Source organism: Deltaproteobacteria bacterium, assembly GCA_022340465.1.
In the GTDB taxonomy this organism is placed as follows: Bacteria; Desulfobacterota; Desulfobacteria; order Desulfobacterales; family B30-G6; genus JAJDNW01.
Map to the genome: position 1 here is coordinate 1 of JAJDNW010000097.1, position 17,692 is coordinate 17,692.

The 17,692-nt window shown below is 58.5% G+C and carries 14 protein-coding genes and 1 pseudogene; 12 read left to right on the plus strand and 3 right to left on the minus strand.

Translation table 11 applies throughout. The annotated features are described in order from the left end of the window. Positions 1-185 precede the first annotated feature (185 nt). The 4 genes and pseudogenes from LJE94_14385 (at position 186) to LJE94_14400 (ending at position 4,039) form a co-directional block, all read left to right on the plus strand. On the plus strand, positions 186-1,118 hold the full coding sequence (locus LJE94_14385) for a MoxR family ATPase (GenBank protein MCG6911295.1): 933 nt from the start codon (positions 186-188) through the stop codon (positions 1,116-1,118). A gap of 8 nt (positions 1,119-1,126) precedes the next feature. Next, positions 1,127-2,344 carry a DUF58 domain-containing protein gene (locus LJE94_14390; protein MCG6911296.1) on the plus strand — a complete coding sequence of 406 codons (1,218 nt, stop codon included), beginning with the start codon at positions 1,127-1,129 and terminating at the stop codon, positions 2,342-2,344. Between the two features lie 25 nt (positions 2,345-2,369). Continuing rightward, positions 2,370-3,767, plus strand: coding sequence for a DUF4129 domain-containing protein (locus LJE94_14395; GenBank protein MCG6911297.1), 1,398 nt, complete (start codon positions 2,370-2,372; stop codon positions 3,765-3,767). Positions 3,768-3,910: 143 nt separating this feature from the next. Further along, a pseudogene (locus tag LJE94_14400) lies at positions 3,911-4,039 on the plus strand (nitroreductase family protein). On the opposite strand, the gene LJE94_14405 reads toward LJE94_14400, so the two are convergent. Continuing rightward, entirely contained in the window at positions 4,036-5,571 is a 1,536-nt protein-coding gene (locus tag LJE94_14405) for a sigma 54-interacting transcriptional regulator (protein MCG6911298.1), read from the minus strand. The pseudogene LJE94_14400 and the gene LJE94_14405 overlap by 4 nt on opposite strands. Positions 5,572-5,938: 367 nt before the next feature. On the opposite strand from LJE94_14405, the gene LJE94_14410 reads away from it, so the two are divergent. From LJE94_14410 to LJE94_14445, 8 genes are all read left to right on the plus strand, one after another. Then, positions 5,939-7,489, plus strand: coding sequence for a propionyl-CoA carboxylase (locus LJE94_14410; GenBank protein ID MCG6911299.1), 1,551 nt, complete (start codon positions 5,939-5,941; stop codon positions 7,487-7,489). Between the two features lie 23 nt (positions 7,490-7,512). After that, positions 7,513-9,069 carry a propionyl-CoA carboxylase gene (locus LJE94_14415; protein MCG6911300.1) on the plus strand — a complete coding sequence of 519 codons (1,557 nt, stop codon included), beginning with the start codon at positions 7,513-7,515 and terminating at the stop codon, positions 9,067-9,069. Between the two features lie 50 nt (positions 9,070-9,119). Continuing rightward, a complete protein-coding gene (locus LJE94_14420) occupies positions 9,120-9,368 on the plus strand; it encodes an acetyl-CoA carboxylase biotin carboxyl carrier protein subunit (protein MCG6911301.1) in 249 nt (82 codons plus the stop codon). Positions 9,369-9,580: 212 nt separating this feature from the next. Further along, positions 9,581-10,951, plus strand: a complete 1,371-nt coding sequence (accC, locus tag LJE94_14425; protein ID MCG6911302.1) for an acetyl-CoA carboxylase biotin carboxylase subunit — start codon at positions 9,581-9,583, stop codon at positions 10,949-10,951. A gap of 12 nt (positions 10,952-10,963) precedes the next feature. Then, positions 10,964-11,731, plus strand: a complete 768-nt coding sequence (locus LJE94_14430; GenBank protein MCG6911303.1) for an enoyl-CoA hydratase/isomerase family protein — start codon at positions 10,964-10,966, stop codon at positions 11,729-11,731. An 8-nt stretch (positions 11,732-11,739) separates the two neighbouring features. Then, the gene (locus LJE94_14435) at positions 11,740-13,509 is read left to right on the plus strand and encodes a DUF1446 domain-containing protein (GenBank protein MCG6911304.1); all 1,770 of its coding nucleotides are present in this window, start codon (positions 11,740-11,742) and stop codon (positions 13,507-13,509) included. A gap of 177 nt (positions 13,510-13,686) precedes the next feature. Continuing rightward, positions 13,687-14,478 (plus strand): TIGR03084 family protein, encoded by a 792-nt coding sequence (locus tag LJE94_14440; GenBank protein ID MCG6911305.1) that lies wholly within the window; start codon positions 13,687-13,689, stop codon positions 14,476-14,478. A gap of 202 nt (positions 14,479-14,680) precedes the next feature. After that, on the plus strand, positions 14,681-15,853 hold the full coding sequence (locus LJE94_14445) for an acyl-CoA dehydrogenase family protein (GenBank protein MCG6911306.1): 1,173 nt from the start codon (positions 14,681-14,683) through the stop codon (positions 15,851-15,853). A gap of 4 nt (positions 15,854-15,857) precedes the next feature. Here LJE94_14445 and LJE94_14450 read toward each other — a convergent pair whose 3' ends face one another. Both LJE94_14450 and LJE94_14455 read right to left on the minus strand, forming a co-directional pair. Further along, a complete protein-coding gene (locus LJE94_14450) occupies positions 15,858-16,556 on the minus strand; it encodes a FadR family transcriptional regulator (protein ID MCG6911307.1) in 699 nt (232 codons plus the stop codon). Between the two features lie 141 nt (positions 16,557-16,697). Beyond that, a complete protein-coding gene (locus LJE94_14455) occupies positions 16,698-17,690 on the minus strand; it encodes a nitronate monooxygenase (protein MCG6911308.1) in 993 nt (330 codons plus the stop codon). Positions 17,691-17,692 lie beyond the last annotated feature (2 nt).

A 17,692-nucleotide genomic window follows, 5' to 3' on the forward strand; every position in this document is an offset into this window, starting at 1 on the left:
ACCTGCCAAAAAATCTCCGCACTCGGGAGCCGCAAGTGCCGGCGCATCTTGACCCGGCCCGCCAAATCGAATATGAGCACAATGGCGCGCATAAGGCGCATGACCTAACCTCATCGTTGAGGTTAACGCTCAATCATTGAAAAACAACAACCCCGGCGGACAAGCCCCCGATGAAAGGGTTTTCCATGGATGTCAACCTCTGTCAGAAAATCATTCAAAATATCGGCAAAGTGATCGTGGGCAAACAGCGGCCCATTGAACTCCTTCTGGTCGCCCTTTTGGCGGAGGGCCACGTGCTGCTGGAAGACGTACCCGGTGTGGCCAAAACACTGCTGGCCAAATGCCTGGCCGGCAGCATCGGCGGCTCCTTCAACCGGATTCAGTTCACGCCCGATCTCATGCCCACCGACATTACCGGTTTCAATGTCTATGACCAGCGGTCGGCACGGTTCTCTTTCCGTCCCGGACCGGTCATCACGCACGTGCTGTTGGCCGATGAAATCAACCGCACCATACCGCGAACGCAGTCCAGCCTTCTGGAGTGCATGCAGGAGCGCCAGGTGACGGTGGATGGGACGACCCACGTGCTTCCACGCCCGTTTTTTGTGATGGCCACCCAAAATCCCATCGAGCTCGAGGGAACCTTCCCCCTGCCGGAGGCACAACTGGACCGGTTCCTGCTCAAAACCCAGCTGGGCTATCCGGAGGAACAGGAGGAGGTCACCATACTGGAGCGCTTTCAGCAGTCGGATCCCCTCCAGGCAATGGCCGCGGTGGCATCACCGGAGGATGTGAGCCGGATGCAAGAAGAAAGGCGCACCGTCACCATCGCCGAACCCCTTCGCCGCTATATCGCCGCCATCGTCCGCTCCACCCGGGAACACGCCGCCGTCCGTTACGGTGCCAGCCCCCGCGGGTCGCTCGGCCTGATGCGGGCCGGGCAGGCCCTGGCCGCCCTGCGGGGCCGGCAGTATGCGCTTCCCGACGACATCAAATCTCTGGCCGTTCCGGTTCTGGCCCACCGGCTCATCCTCTTGGAGCAGGACAAGCTGCGGGGGACCCGGCCCGAGGAGATCCTGAATGAGATTGTGGAAAAGATACCGGTTCCCACCATCTGAGGCGCCCCATGTCGACCGAATCTGATCTGCAAAGAGAACCAACCATTTTTTCTTCCATGCTGATCTGTTTTTTTCTGACGGTCCAGCTTTTTGTTGCGCTCGTCTTCCGCCAGCGTGAACTGGCCCTCTTGAGTGTCCTCATCTTGCTTGTCATGGGAATTTCGAAGGCCTGGAGCGTTCTGAGCATCTCCCGGGTTTTTTGCCATCTCGAAACCGACAAGCGGCGCCTGTTTCCCGGCGAATCGCTTCTTTTGACCACCCGCATCGTCAATGCAAAATTGCTGCCGGTTTGGATCCAGGTTGTCTGGCCGCAAACCCGCCTGCTGGAAAACCGGGATGACGGCCGCAATACCCCTCGGGAGGCCGGGCTGCTGTGGTACCAGCAAACGACGTTCGGGCACCCCCTGACGGCCGTCAAGCGGGGGTGCTGTCGGATGGGGCCTTCCAACATCCGCACCGGTGATCTGTTCGGTTTTTTCCACTCCGAAAAACAGCAGAGCGAACGCCTGGAAATTGTCGTCTACCCGCGCCTCATTGCCCTCAAGCCCATTGCTTTGCCCAAACGAGATCTGTTCGGTACGCCGGGCGGCCAAAGCCCGGTCAAGGACCCGGTCTACATCAACGGAATCCGGGAATACCGGCCCGCCGGCCCCGCCAGATATATTCATTGGAAAGCCAGTGCCAGGCACCTCAAGCTGCAGGAAAAAATATTCGAGCCGTCAGAACAGGGAAAAATAATTCTGGCCCTGGACGTGTCCTCGTTCGAAAAAAATGAAGCGGCGGACGAATTTGAAACCACGCTTGAGGTGATGGCCTCCCTGTGCCTGCAATTGGACCAAACGGGTTTGGCCGTCGGATTGATAACCAATGGGACCCTCGAGGGGGCCGACGTGGCATCGGTTCCGGCAGGACGCGGTGCGCACCGGCTCTCCGCCATCCTGGAAATCCTGGGTCGTGTCCAAATGAAAAGTCGCGGCCCCCTGCTTCCCATGGTGTCCCTGATCCCAGGGCCGCAGCGCTTTGCCACCTGGGCCTGCTTCTGTTTTCAGAACGACGGGGCAACCGATGCCATGCGCGCGCGCTGCGGCTCGGGCAGCATGCGCTTTGCGCTGTTTGCCTGGCACCTCAACGCGTCGGGCCACGGCCTACGGCATGTGAAGCCGCCCCACACGCACCTGATTCGAACCCTTATTTTGCCCGACGCTGCAGATACTCGAGGGGGTTGAATTCGTTGAAACCGTCGGAGCCCATATGAATCCACGGAATAAAGGCGCAATAACGCTGGCCCGGGCCGGCATGGAGCTTTCCTGGCGCTATGCCTGGGTCGTGTATCTGTCGCTTCTGACCACACGCAGCGCGTTTCCGTTTGCCCTAGCCGTCTACTTACTGTTTCTGGGGGCGCTGACGGCCAGGCTGGCCGAAGGCGGACGCCGACGGGTCTATCAAGTTATCTTATGGCAGACGGCCGGCTTCATTTTTTCCTTCGCGCCGGTATGGTATTGGATCCAGTATCACTATCTGCCGTCGGTGAGTGTCGACCGGATCGCTCCTATGTTCATGGAATCGGAAACGGCCTGCCGCTGGCTTCTGATGTCGCTGAACGCCTTTTACCTGTGGCTGCTGTGGCGAGGCGGAAGACTTGTGGTGAAAATTCCCCGCCGGCATCGAGCGATTTGTGCGCAATTCGACAAAGGGCTGGGTTTTTTCATTCTTCTGTTGATTATCCATGCGTTGATCGACCGGCGGACCGACGTGGACCTCCAGGTCCGGGCCATTGGCTATATGTTCCTGGCTTTCCTTGTTTTCGGCCTGGTGTCCATCGCCCTGGTCAGGAGCCGCAGTCATGTTCAAAAAACGTTTGTTGTGGGATATCACGGCGTCGGCGTCGTCCTGAGTGTCTTGACCATGACCGGCCTTTTCTTTGCCGGGACAACCCTGCTGGCGGCCCCCTGGATATATCTCAAGGCCGATTCGCTGCTGTCCGTTTTAAAACGTGCAGCCGCGCCCATGCAGCCGGTGCTGATAAACGTTATCCTCTTTCTGTTCCGGCCCGGGCATATGCGAACGGAGGCCGGCACCCAGGGTGGCGACATTTCCCTGCCGGAAAAAACGGGTGACGTACCCGCGGAAGGGTGGGAAGCGGCCCTGTTTAAGATCTTGAGCGTGGGCTTGGCCGTCGTGACAGCCATACTCGTTGCCTGTTTAGCCGTCTATCTCATGCGGCTGCTGGTCCTCTGGCTATTGAAAAAAACCGGCGATGATACGGACGATCCGCTCTCGATGGCCTGGATTTGGCATTTAATGGCGGCTTTGCAGGCTTTTTTCAGGCGCTTGAAGGAAGGCGCCGCCTCGCTGGCGGGAAGGGTGGACAACGCGGCGATGGTGTACGTTCAGCTGCAGCGGTGGGGGCGGCACAGCGGTCTGCTCTGCCGACCCAGCGAAACACCAATTGAATATGGCAGCCGGCTGACGGATCATTTCCCGGATTTGGCTGGTGAGATTGTCATGATCGTCGATGCGTTCAACCGGGAGGTCTACGGAAATCGGCGCGGCAACCGCAGACAGCTCTTTTCTCTGGTGGCTGCCCAGCGGCGCATGCGGCGTATGCGCCATTGGCCGATGCGCATAGGGACCTGGTTCAGACAATAGCGGCCCGAGGCATTCCAATCGATGCATCGAATCGAACCCGGGGAACCCCTGAAACAAAGCCTTGACAATCAACGGAGCTGAAATTTATCTATTCGAGAGGCCAGGGGTAAGCTTTAGGGGGCAGAGGCTAAAAGGGGGCTGTTATGATCAAAGATCTGGTTTACAGAAATAGAAGCTATCGCCGGTTTTATCAGGATGAAGCCGTTCCCATGGACACGCTCGAAGAGTTGATCGATCTGGCCCGCCATTCGGCCAGCGGCGGCAATCGTCAATACGGCTTTCTGCCGAAGGGGATGCCCAGCTTGATCATCCGGTTGCGCAGGGTGTTGGGGTGCACGGCGAGAATTTTTGCCGCACCCCGCGGCCCGTTGATGCGGCCCCCGGTCTCCCTGACAACACGGCCGATATGGTCGGCAACCACATCGTTCAGCGGCAGCAGCGCCTCCTCTTCGGGCGAATCGTTCCGCATCGGCTTTTTATGCGGCAGCCGGCTTTCGACGTTCGCAAAGGAGAGCGGTCCCTCACGGCTGAGAATCAACTCTCTTTCCACGATATTTTCCAGTTCGCGGACGTTGCCGGGCCAGTCATAGCTCATCAGCTTGTCGATGGCCTTGCTGCCCAGTTCGGGAACCGGATATATGGACAGCTCCTGGGATTTTTTCTGAATGAAATGATCCACCAGAGCCGGGATGTCCCTTTTTCTGGCCCTGAGCGGCGGGATCATAATGGGAAATACATTGACGCGAAAAAGAAGGTCCTCGCGGAATTTCCTCTCGGCCACCAGGCGCCCCAAATCCCTGTGCGTGGCCGCCACGATGCGTACATCCACCCGTATCTGCTCCGATCCGCCGACGCGTTCTATCTCACCGTTCTGCAGCACCCTTAAAAGCTTCACCTGGATATCGGGCTTCAGCTCGCCGATCTCATCCAGAAAGATGGTCCCGTGATTGGCGCGTTCAAAACGTCCCAGGTGCCGGGCCACGGCGCCGGTAAAGGCCCCTATCTCGTGGCCGAACAGTTCGCTGTCCACCACCGATTCGGGGATGGCGCCGCAGTTTACGCGAATCAGGGGCTGGTCGCTACGGGGCGACGCATTGTGGATCGCCGCAGCAATCAACTCCTTGCCCACACCGGTCTCGCCGGTGATCATCACCGGGCTGTCCAGGGGTGCCACCAGTTTGAGCAGGTCGATGATGTTGCGCAGGCCGAAGTTGGCGCCCACGATGTCCTCGACGGTGACCCGCCTGTTTTTGCGGCCGAAGCTCTCGTCGAGCATTTCCTCCATACGGGTAATTTCGCGGCTTTGCAGGTAGTTGTTTACCGCCATGGTGAAGGGGGCGCGCAGCAGGGAAAAGAGTTCCAAATCCGCTTCCGTGTACCTGTCCCGACCCGATGCTCCCAGAATGACGATACCGAAGCGCTTGCCGTCCTTTTTTAAAAACATAGCCAGGTTGGAGATCTCCCCTTCGAAGGCCTCCATGAAGTAGCCGGCCACGGGGTCCTGCGCCGGCCGGTTGATGATCCTGTAATCCGGCAGGGGGGATTTTTTTATCAGGCTGCGAATCTCCGGAGGCATGGGCACAATGGCATTTTCCAGCTCCACGATATCGACGTCATCCACAAAACCGAAGAAAACCGTGCGGCTGGCCTTTAATCCGGGCTCCAGCAGCTGGATGTTCATGCCGTCAACGGGCATGTATTTCCTGAGTACCTCCATGCAGTGCCACGCCGCCTTGTCCAGGTTCAGGTGGCGGCACAGGGGCAGGGAAGCTTCGCGGTAAAATTCGTTCTTATCAATCTTCATACCTACGGTTCGTAAACCTCTCGTTGGCTATTTCCCGTCATCTTTCACAGCATCTTGCACACCATTTTTACCTTATATGGTAATAAAAATGACGAGTCATCGATACCCAATCACTATTATCATTTAATTTTCAAACGGTTGGTCCTTCAATACCAGCACATGCGCCATGTGTACTACATTTATACCAAATATGGTATCTTTTTTTACCATTTTCGGTAAAAACCAGATGAAAATTCCCGACAAATGCTCTGGGAATTTTTTATCTATTTGTATTTATAGCATAATTATTTATTGGCACATTTCCTGCTGCTACCTGTACGATACCGCTCGAACAACGACAAATGCCATTAATGACAGGAGATTGACCATGGGACAATGGATGGACGGCTTTATGGAAAAACTGGCCGGAAACCGTGATGAAAACATCGCCGGCGGCGGGCCGGACCGTATCGCACTCCAGCACGAGCTTGGCAAACTCACGGCCCGTGAACGGATAGACGCCCTGGTGGACGAGGGCACCTTCATGGAACTGGGTTCCCTGGTGCGCGACCCCCGGACCGTGGCCGGAGAACACCAAAAGCCCAGCCCGTCGGACGGCGTGGTCATGGGGGCTGCTGAAATAAGCGGCCGTCAGGTCATGGTCTACGCTACCGACTTCACCGTCATGTCCGGCGCTCTGGGTGACCAGGGCGCCTGGAAAATAGCCGAACTGGTGGAAATGGCCGGCAGACAACAGGTACCCATCATCGGCATCTTCGACGCGGTGGGGTCGCGCATCAGCTTCAGCAAGGGCTACATCGGGCTTTTCGGCCTCTCCCGGCTGATTCGCAACTACTGCCTTTACTCCGGTGTTATCCCCCAGATCGCCCTGGTGCTGGGGCCCTGCACGGGCCCTTTGGCCCAGGTTCCCGTGCTCTGCGATTTTCTGATCATGAACGAGCATACCGGATTTATGTGGCTGGGTGGTGAGATCGCCTCCGAAGATGCCGGCGACGCCGATTTTCACATGACCAAAAGCGGGCAGGTCGACATCCTCGCGGAAAGCGATGAGGAGGCCCTGGCCCAAACCAGGAAACTGCTGGGCTACATGCCCCAGAACTGCTGGAAAAAGCCCCCCGGGATCGAAGCCACCGACGATCCCGAACGCCGGGAGGAGGCCCTGCTGGATGTGATGCCCGACAATCCCAAATTCACTTACGACATCCATGAAATCATCGAACTGATCGTCGACAACGGTGAGTTTTTCGAAATCAAAGAGGACTTCGCTCTCAACCTCTGCCTGGGTTTTGCCCGCTTCGACGGCATGCCCGTGGGTATCGTGGCCAGCAACCCGGACGAACTGTCCGGCATCATGGAACCCGATTCCTCGGACAAATATGACCGCTTTATGACGTTCCTCGACACCTTCAACATTCCCATGATCAATTTGTCCGACACCACCGCCTACCCCCCCGGCGACGCCTGGGAGCGCAAAGGCGTCATCCGCCATGGCGCTAAAAATCTGCACGGCTACTCCAATGTCACCATGCCTAAAATCACCATCGTGCTGCGGCGCTCCTACGGGGGGTCCAACATCACCATGGGCTGCGCCAAGATGGGACCGGACTATATCTACGCCTGGCCCACGGCGGAGTTTGCCCCCACCGGCCCCGAATCCATCGTGCTGGCCGTTTTTCACAAACAGCTGGCCAAGGCCAAGGAGGAAGGCAATTATGAAGAGGTGTACAACTTCTTTTTGAGCATCCTCAAGGAGCAGTTCAGCGTCATGACTCTGGGCAAGGGGTACACCCACTACTACACCGTTCAGGAAGTCATCGACCCCAGGGACACGCGCACGCGCATCATCCGGGCGCTCAGGGCGACGGCCGACAAATGGGAAGAAACACCGGCAAAGCGCAGGACCATCAAACCGGCCTGATACGCGGCCGAAGGAGAAATAAAATGGGTGAAAGAATGGATGCAGCCATCCAGAAATATCTGGACATACAGGAAAAGAACAAACTGGGCGGCGGCCAACAACACATGGACCGGCAGCACCAGCGCGGCAAGCTGGCCGCCCGCGAACGTATCGACCAACTCATCGACCCGGGCACTTTCCGGGAATTGGGGTCCTGCATCAACGCCACGGGAAAACGCATCGACGGCATGGTCCCTGATGCGCCCTGCGACGGGGTCATCCTCGGTACGGCCCTGGTCCACGGAAGGCCGGTGATGGTCCACGCCACCGACTTTACCGTCTTGGGCGGCTCCGTGGCCTCACAGGGCCTGGTGAAGTTCGCCCGGGGATACGAACTGGCGATCCAGTGGGGGCTTCCCATGGTGCACCTCCTGGACTCCTCCGGCGGACGTTTGGGATTCAAGGATGTCGACTTTGCCGGTCTCGACTGGTATTTCCGAACCCAGTCCCGCTATTCCGGCGTGGTGCCGCAGATCACCGTTTTGATGGGACCCTGCATCGCCGGCGGGGCCTACCTGCCGACCCTCTGCGATCTGCTGATTATCAGCCGCATTTCGGGCAACCTGTGGCTGGGGGGGCCGCGACAGACACAGGCGGCCACCTCGGAAGTGTACGACGAAAACGTGGGCGGGGCCGATTACCACATGCAGCTGACCGGGACCTGCGACCGCGTGGGCGACGATGACGAGCAATCCCTGAGCCTTTGCCGCGAATTGCTGCGCTACCTGCCTTCCAATTACCGGGAAAAGCCCCCCCTGTGGAAACGCACCGATTCCCCGGAGCGCGAGGTGGGCGAACTGGTCGACATCGTCCCGGACGCGTTCGATCAAACCTATGACATGCACGATGTCATCGAGCTGCTGGTGGACGACGGAGACTACTTCGAGATCAAGGATGAATACGCCAGGAACCTGATCTGCTGCTTCTGCCGTTTCGACGGGCGCAGCGTGGGCCTCGTGGCCAATAACCCCAAATATCCAGGCAGCACGCTCGAGGTCAACACCTGCGACAAATACTACCGCTTCCTGCAGCTTCTGGATGCCTACAACCTGCCACTGGTCAACCTGGTGGACACCCCGCCGGTGGTTCCGGGTGAGGCCGAGGAAGCACGCGGTCTGCTCCGCCACATCGGCAAGGTGCTCGATGTATACGCCACGGCAACCATTCCCAAAATTGGCGTGGTTCTCCGGGAGTGCTATGCCGATGCGGGAAGCCTTGTCATGAGCGGACTCAAGGGCATGGGTGCCGACCTGACCTATGCCTGGCCCATCGCCCGGTTCGGCGTGGAGGCCTCCACCCTGGACTACGGAACGGTTTTGGAAGATGCCGTCGAAAAAGACGCGCACGAGGTCTACTGGAAGCATTCCCGGGAGAAGGTGGATGCCTTTGCCGCTGCCCATTCGTGGACCGGCCAGGTGGTGGATGAAATCATTCTGCCCAAGGACACGCGCAAACGCATTATCGAGGCGCTGACGGTTACCGCCAGCAAGGAGGAAACGTTGCCGCCGAGAAAGAAGCGGCACGGGTCGTCCCCGAGCTGATACCTTTAGAATTCGAAAAGTAAAATTTTGTTAAGGAAAGGAGCAACCCTATGGGTAAAGTAGTCGATGTCACGGCCGCCATGTCAGGTGTGTTTTACCGCCAGCCCTCACCGGAAGAGCCGCCCTATGTCGAAGTGGGAACGGAAGTAAAGAAAAAGCAGGTGCTGGGCCTTTTGGAAACCATGAAGGTCTTTCAGAAGGTGAAATCGCCGGTAAGCGGCAAGGTCGTCGAAATCATAGCCGAAAATGAACAGCCCCTGAAAGACGGGGCCGTCATCTTTCGCGTGGAGAAAGCATAGCGTTCGTTTCTACTATTTTTCGTGCTTTCGTGCTTTCTTGTTTTCATGATGAACCGAGATAGCGTGCGCATTCCCTGCAGCTTGCTGCAGGATAAGCGAGCGCATCATAATTGATAGAATTCCTTACGGTGACGATTCCCCTTAAGCTTGCTGCGGGGAGTGTTCAATGATCTTTGTCTTCTCAAATCATCCGGGATAGGAGAACACCCGATATGTTCGATAAAATCTTAGTAGCCAACCGGGGGGAGATCGCCCTCAGGGTCATCCGGGCCTGCCGGGAAATGGGCATCGGGAGCGTGGCGGTCTACTCCGAAGCCGATGAAACCTGCATGCATGTCAGGCAGGCGGACGAGCGTGTGTGCATCGGTCCGGCCATCAGCAGCAAGAGCTATCTGAACATCGACAGCATCATGGATGCCGCCCGCCGGACCAGGGCCGAGGCCATCCATCCCGGCTACGGCTACCTGGCCGAAAGGGAGGCGTTCGCCCGGGCCTGCCGGGACGCCGGCATCGCTTTCATCGGCCCGCGGCCGGAAAACCTGGCACTGGCCGGGGACAAGATTGCCGGCAAGAAAAAGATGGAGGCCGCCGGTGTGCCGGTCATCCCGAGCAGCCCCGGAGGGGTCGACAGTGTCGACGAAGCCAAAAAAATTGCCGCAGCCATCGGGTACCCCGTCATGATCAAGTCGGCGGGGGGCGGCGGCGGCAGGGGCATCCGTGTCTGCCATGACGGTGAAGAGCTGGCCGAAGAATTCTCCGTGGCAAGAATGGAAGCCGTGGCCGCTTTCGGCAACAACCAGGTGTACATCGAAAAATACATCGTGCAGCCCAGGCACATCGAGTTCCAGGTGCTGGCCGACCGGTTCGGAAACGTGGCCCACCTTGGGGAACGCGAGTGCAGCATTCAAAGGCGCTACCAGAAGCTCATCGAGGAGTCGCCCTCCCCTCGCCTCGATGACAGGCTGCGCGCCTGCATGGGGCAGGCCGCCATCGATGCAGCCAAGGCCATCGACTATTTCAATGCCGGAACCGTCGAGTTTCTACTGGACGGCCACGGAGACTTCTACTTCATAGAGATCAACGCCCGCATCCAGGTGGAGCACCCGGTCACCGAGCTGACCACCGGCATCGACCTTGTCAAGGAGCAAATCCGCCTTTCGGCTGGTGAAAAACTGGGCTACACCTTCGAGGACATCAACCGGCGCGGCTGGGCCATCGAGTGCCGGATCAACGCCGAAGACCCGGAGAAAAACTTCATGCCCTGCCCCGGCACGGTGGAATCGTACCACCCGCCCGGCGGCTTCGGCGTGCGTCTGGATACCCATCTTTACCAGGGATACGAGCTGCCCATCTACTACGACTCCCTGGTGGCCAAACTCCTCTCCTTCGCCCTGACCCGGAAGGAAGCTATCCAAGTGATGAAGCGCTGCCTTGCCGAATACACCATCGAACCGCTGAAAACCACCATCCCGCTTTACTCCCGGGTGATGGACGACCAGGACTTTAAGGACGGCAATTTCGACACCAGCTACATCGAGCGCTTCCTGCCGGAGGAAGAGGAAGACGATGACGACGATGAGTAAAGGAGACACACCATGTCTGAAGACCATTTGATTTACCACGTTGAGGGCCAAGTCGCCTGGTTTACCATCAACCGGGAAAAGCAGCGCAATGCCATCAGCCCTCAGGCCATTGCACTTTTCATGAGATACCTCGATCAGGCTGAAGCGGATGACGACATACGGGTGGTCTGCGTCACCGGCAGCGGCGACAAGGCCTTCTGCTCCGGCGGTGACCTGGGCGGCGGGATGGAGGACGATACGGACCCCATCACCGCCTACGCCAACCTGCTCAAGCGTCTGGCCGGCTTCCCCAAGCCGACCGTCGCCCGGGTGAACGGCTACTGTCTGGCTGGCGGAACGGGCTTCATGCTGGCCTGCGACATCGTCATTGCCAGAGACGACGCGCGTTTCGGGACGCCGGAAGTGAACGTCGGGTTGTTTCCCATGATGATCGGCGCCCTGATCTTCCGCAACGTCCCCCGGAAAAGAGCCATGGAAATGGTGCTGCTGGGCGAACGGTTGACGGCACAGCAGGCCCTGGACATGGGCATGCTCACCCGGGTGGTGCCGGCCGATCGGCTGGACGAAAGCGTTGCCGCAGTGCTGGAAACCCTGGCGGGGAAAAGCCCCATCGGCCTCAAGCTGGGCAAGCAGGCCTTCTATCAGACGGCCGACCTGCCGTTGGAAGAGGCACTGGATCGGCTTTCCCTGGGGCTTAAAAAGGTCATCGCCACCGAGGATGCCAAAGAGGGAATGACGGCCTTCATCGAAAAAAGAAAACCGGTGTTTACCGGAAAATAGGAGTCACCATGACGGAAAAGGACGAAAAACTCATTATTGCCAACTTCAGCGGATTTTTCGGGGACCGCTTCAGTGCCGCCTGGGAGATGATAGAAGGCGGTCCCATCGATGTTTTGACGGGAGATTACCTGGCGGAGCTGACCATGGCCATTCTCCTGAAGCAGAAGATGAAGGACCCGGCCAAGGGTTATGCCCACACCTTCCTAAAACAGATGGAAAAGGTCATGGGGTCCTGCCTGGACAAAAACATCCGCGTCGTTTCCAACGCCGGTGGCCTGAATCCCAAGGGCCTGGCCGAAGAGTTGCAAAAGGTGGCCCGGGCCCTGGGACTTCATCCGACCATCGCATACATCGAAGGGGACGACCTGATGCCGCGCCTTAAGGACCTCCAGGAAAAAGGCGAAGCATTAACCCACCTGGACACGGACGTCGCCCTGAAGGATGCCAAGGGGATGCCCATCACCGCCAACGCCTATCTCGGCGGCTGGGGCGTCGCCCAGGCGCTGGAAAAGGGCGCCGACATCGTCGTCGGTGGAAGGCTCGCCGACGCCGCGCTGGTCATGGGGCCTGCGGCCTGGCATTTCGGGTGGAGGCGCACGGACTGGAACAGGCTGGCAGGGGCGGCCGTGGCCGGACACATCATCGAGTGCAGCGGCCAGGCCTGCGGCGGCAACTACTCCTTTGTCGATGAAATTCCCTCTTACAGCAACGTCGGCTTTCCTTTAGCCGAAATGCACGCCGACGGCTCCTTCGTCATCACCAAACACCCCGGAACCGGCGGCATCGTTTCGGTGGGAACCGTGACGGCTCAGCTCATGTACGAAGTCAGGGATCCCAGATACCTTACGCCGGACGTGGCCACGCGCTTCGACACCATCGAAATCGCCCAGGAAGGGCCCGACCGTGTCGCCGTCAGGGGGGTGTGCGGCGAACCGCCGCCGGACACCACCAAGGTCTGCATCAACAACCTGGCCGGGCACGGAAACACCATGACCCTGCTTTTGGCCGGCCTGGACATCGAAAAGAAGGCCAAAATCATCGAAGACACCCTTTTCGAAGCTTTAGGCGGCAAAGACGCCCTGCAGACCGTCGCGGTGGAGTTGATCCGGGCCGACAAAAGCAATCCGCCCACCAATGAGGAGGCCTATGCCTATCTGCGTCTCGGCATCCAGGACCCGGACCCCAAAAAGGTGGCCATGTTCTCCACCAAATTCGTGGAGCTGGCCCTGTGCACCGTGCCCGGCCTGGCCCTCACGGCCCCGCCGGACAAGGGCAGGCCCATCATCCAGCACTGGCCGACCCTGGTGGCCATGCGGGAAGTTCCCCAAACCGTGGTCATGGACGCGGAAAGCGTCGTCGTGGAGCCGACCCTTTTTGAGGGGGACGCGCCCGTACCCGAACCCGCGGCCGTCAATATTCCGGCGGCGCCCTCCGGCCCCACGACCGCCGTTCCCCTGGGAAGGCTGTTTGCCGCCCGCTCCGGGGACAAGGGCGGCAATGCCAACCTGGGCATCTGGGCAAAGACGCCCGAAGCCTTTGCTTTTCTCCGGCAATTCCTCAGTGTGCAAAAGCTGAAGGAACTGATGCCGGACATGGCGTCTTACGACATCGAAAGGTACGAACTTCCGAACCTTTTAGCCCTCAACTTCTACGTCAAGGGCGTGCTGGGAGACGGCGTCTCGGCCTCCCTGCGCATGGACCCCCAGGCCAAAACCCTGGGCGAGTACCTGCGCACCAAAGTCGTGGACATACCGCAGTCACTGCTGCAGGCGGGTTAGGGAAAAAGAAAATTTGGGGCCCTTTCACGGCATGGTCGGCGTCGAAGCCAGGGTTCTCAATCCGGCTTTCCCCGGCGACACCCTGCATATGGTCAAAGCATGTAACCTTAACAATCATAATTGAGGTCATTATCAACAAACCAGATAAACTCAATTTTAAATAACAAAAGGATGCCTATGAAAACGATCTGCAAAGACCTGGCGGACGAGGGCCAGGCCCTGGACGACATCGTGGCCGATATCGGCGATGCCGACTGGAACAGGGAAACACCCTTCAACGGGTGGACCATCAAGGATGAAATCGCCCACATCGCCTACTTCGACATGTTCGCCCGGCTTTCCGCCACCGACAGGGAGGCCTTTGAAAAGGAGATGACCCGGCTGGCGGCCGACATGAAAAATTTTTTCGAGGTCACCCTGGAGCCGGGGCGCAGCAAAAGCAATGCGGAACTGCTCCAATGGTGGCGCACCGAACGCAAAGCCATGATCGAAGCCTACCAGGCCCTCGACCCCAAGGAACGCCTCCCCTGGCAGCTTCCCATGAGCGCGCGTTCCTCGGCCACCGCCCGTATCATGGAGACATGGGCCCACGGGCAGGACGTCGTGGACGCGCTGGGGATCACGAGGGAACCGACCGATCGTTTGAAGCACGTCGCCCACCTGGGTGTGGCCACCTTCGGGTGGAGTTTTCAATGCCGCGGCCTCGAGAAACCAACCCAGGAAGTCCTCGTGAAGTTGACCGCCCCCGGGGGCAACATCTGGACCTATGGGCCTGAAGGGGCCGAAGACCGCATCCAGGGCGACGCCCAGGATTTCTGCCTGGTGGTTACCCAGCGACGACACTATCTGGACACCGGCCTCAGCATAAAGGGACCGATAGCGGAAAAATGGATGTCCGTGGCCCAGGTGTTTGCCGGACCGCCGGACGAGGGGCCGAAACCGGGCACCTTTCCGAAGCAAGCAGGCTAGCGGCCCAATGCGGACGGGAACAGCTTTCATGCCCGCTTCGCTCACGTTTGTCAACAACGTCGGCTGTGCAGAGGTCAGCAATCGGAGGGCGGAAGACAGCGAAAATTCGACACGGATTACGCGAATTGCCCGGAATGAATAAACAGCCAACCCTGTATAAAATCGACGCAATCCGTAAAATCCGTGTCGGAAAAAGGAAAAAATGAAAACGAAAAAAGTCAAATCACCCGACCAGCTCTACTTTACCGAAGACCACGAACTGGTTCGCAAGGCTGTCCGGGATTTTGTCCGCAGAGAGATTCGGCCCAACCTGGACGAATGGGAAGAAAAGGGGCAGGCGCCGCTCCACGACCTTTTCAAGAAGATGGGAGACTTAGGCTTCCTGGGCATCCGCTATGACCCCGCCTACGGCGGTCAGGGCCTGGACCACTGGTACGACCTGGTTTTTCTGGAGGAGCTCGGACACATCCAGGGATTCGGCCTGCCCGTCGCCATCTCCGTCCAGACCCACATGGCCACTCCGGCAATCCACGACTTCGGCAGCGAATATCTGAAGGAAACCTACCTGAAACCGGCCATCGCCGGCGATATGGTGGCTTCCATCGCCGTCACGGAACCCGGTGCCGGTTCCGACGTCGGGGCGCTGATCACCACCGCCCGGCGGGACGGCGGCGAGTACGTCATCAACGGCTCCAAGACCTTCATCACCAACGGCACCCAGGCGGATTTTCTGACCCTTTTGGCACGCACCAGCGATGACCCGGGATACCACTCCTTCAGCCTTTTCGTGGTACCCACCGATTTGCCCGGCTTCCATGTCAGCCGGAAATTGGACAAGCTGGGCATGCGCTCCAGCGACACGGCCGAACTGTTCTTCGACAATCTCAGGATCCCCAAAGAACACCTCATCGGCAAGGAGGGGGAAGGCTTCATCTACCAGATGCAGCAGTTTCAGCACGAGCGGTTTTCCGGAATCCCCATGGGGTATGTCGGCGCCCGGGACATCATCGACATGACCGTGGGCTACATCAAGGACCGGGTGGTTTTCGGCAAGCCCCTGATAAAACGGCAGGTGCTGCAGCACAGGCTTGCCGAGTGGCTCATGGAGATCGAATGCCTCAAGCGGCTGGCCTATCACATCGTGCGCATGAAAGAAGCCGGTCTGGACGCCGCTAAAGAGATCACCATGGGCAAGCTGAAAGTGGCGCACCTCGTTCAGGAAGTGATCGCCGGCTGCATGCAGATGCACGGCGGCATGGGCTTCATGAACGAAATGCTCATCAGCCGCTATTTTCGTGATTCCCGCGTTATTTCGGTGGGCGGCGGAGCCAACGAGGTCATGTGCCAGGTAATCGCCAAAATGGAAGGATATTGACCCGTTATTTGTAATAGTCGCTGAGGGAGGCATAAATGTCCTGAATATGCTCCTTCATGTTCGCTGCCGCCTTGTCGAGATCCCCGTCCTTGACCCCCTCGTAGATATTGACATGAAATACCAGTGATTTTTTCAGGAGGTCCGGTATGGCGGTGAAGGCTTCCCGGATGAACTGTTCCATCAGACCGCGGATGGTGAGAAACATGTGCTTCATGTAGCGGTTGTGGGAAGCGATAGCCAGGTGCTCGTGAAAGGCCATGTCCAGTTCGGAGTAGCGTTTCATCCGTTCCTCGGCCAGCGCGGATTGCATCCGCGCGACGAGCTTTCCTATCTGATCGATATCTCTTTTGGTGGCATGCTGCACGGCGAGCTCCACCACCCCGATTTCGATGAACCGCCTGGCTTCCAACAGTTCCAGGCTGGCCTCGGCATCCGACAAGAACGGCGGGGAAAGCTGATCCAGCCACAGGGACGGGTTTGCCGACTTGATAACCGTGCCGAGCCCGGGCCGCTGCTCGATGACGCCGATCAGGCTCAGGGTATGCAGCGCCTCGCGCAACGAAGGCCGGCTGACACCGAGCTGGGCGGAAAATTCGTTCTGATTGGGAAGCTTGTCGCCCTCCTTCAGCTCTCCCGCCGCGATCATGCGCTTGATTTCATCGAGAACGGCATCGGCCAGTTTTTTTCTTTTGATGGCAGCCATATCATCACTATGATACCCACTAATTCATACATGTAATTGTCATGAACACCGTATGCATCATTAGGGCTTCGCCCGATAATGACTTCAAGATGCCCAAAACACAGAGCTGAACCCCTGCCGTTCGATCTTAGCGCCGACCGCTTAGTCCTTAACTGCAGCGTGCACGGCATTGAGCCGTTCGACCGCCTCTTCCATCATCTCCTTGAGCAGCTCTGCACAGGTAGGGATGGAATGAATCAGACCGATGGATTGCCCCACCATCATGGGGGCCGCATTCACGTCACCCGTTTCCCAGGCCTTGAGGACGCGCTCCCCTGAAATCAGCGGGATGATCGCTTCCAGGCCACCGCCTTTGGCTTCCGTTTCCAGAACACACGCCACGGTTTCGTTGCGTAACGCCCTGCCCTGGAGATGGATCGACTTGCATATCAAGGCGGTGTCCTGTTCCTGACGATTGACCAGTTCCTGCTTGATGTTGTCGTGAACATCGCACTCCCTGGTGGCCATGAACCGGCTGGCCATCATGACCCCGTCCGCGCCCAGCATCAGGGCCGCCGCCAGGGTGCGGCCGTTGGCGATGCCGCCCACGGTGACCACCGGAATGGAAACCGACTCCTTTATCCTGGGGGTCAGCACCATGGTGCTGACGTCGTCGTCCAGGGGGTGCCCTCCCTCCTCGATGCCCGCCGCATAGATCCCGTCGTAGCCCACCTTTTCAGCATGCACGGCATGGCGCACGGACCCCACCTTGTGAAACAGCTTCACCCCGGCCCCCTTGAGCATGTCGATGTATTCCATGCCGCAGGCCTTGTCGATGGGAGCGCCAGACACTTCGATGCCGGCAACCTGTTCCTCGGCGCACACGCGCAGATACATCTTGTGGTGTTCACCGCTGATACGCACTGATGGTAGAATGGTGACGTTGACCATAAAGGGTTTGTCGGTCAGATTGCGGGTTTCATGGATGGCGTTTCGAAAGTCGTCCTCGGTTTCAAAGTTGGCGGCTGTCAGGTTGCCCATTCCCCCGGCATTCGAGATGGCCGCGCACAGGTTGGGCTTGCAGATCCACATCATGGCACCGCATATGATTGGATAGTCGATGCCGAACATATCGGTAATTTTAGTCTTAATCATTC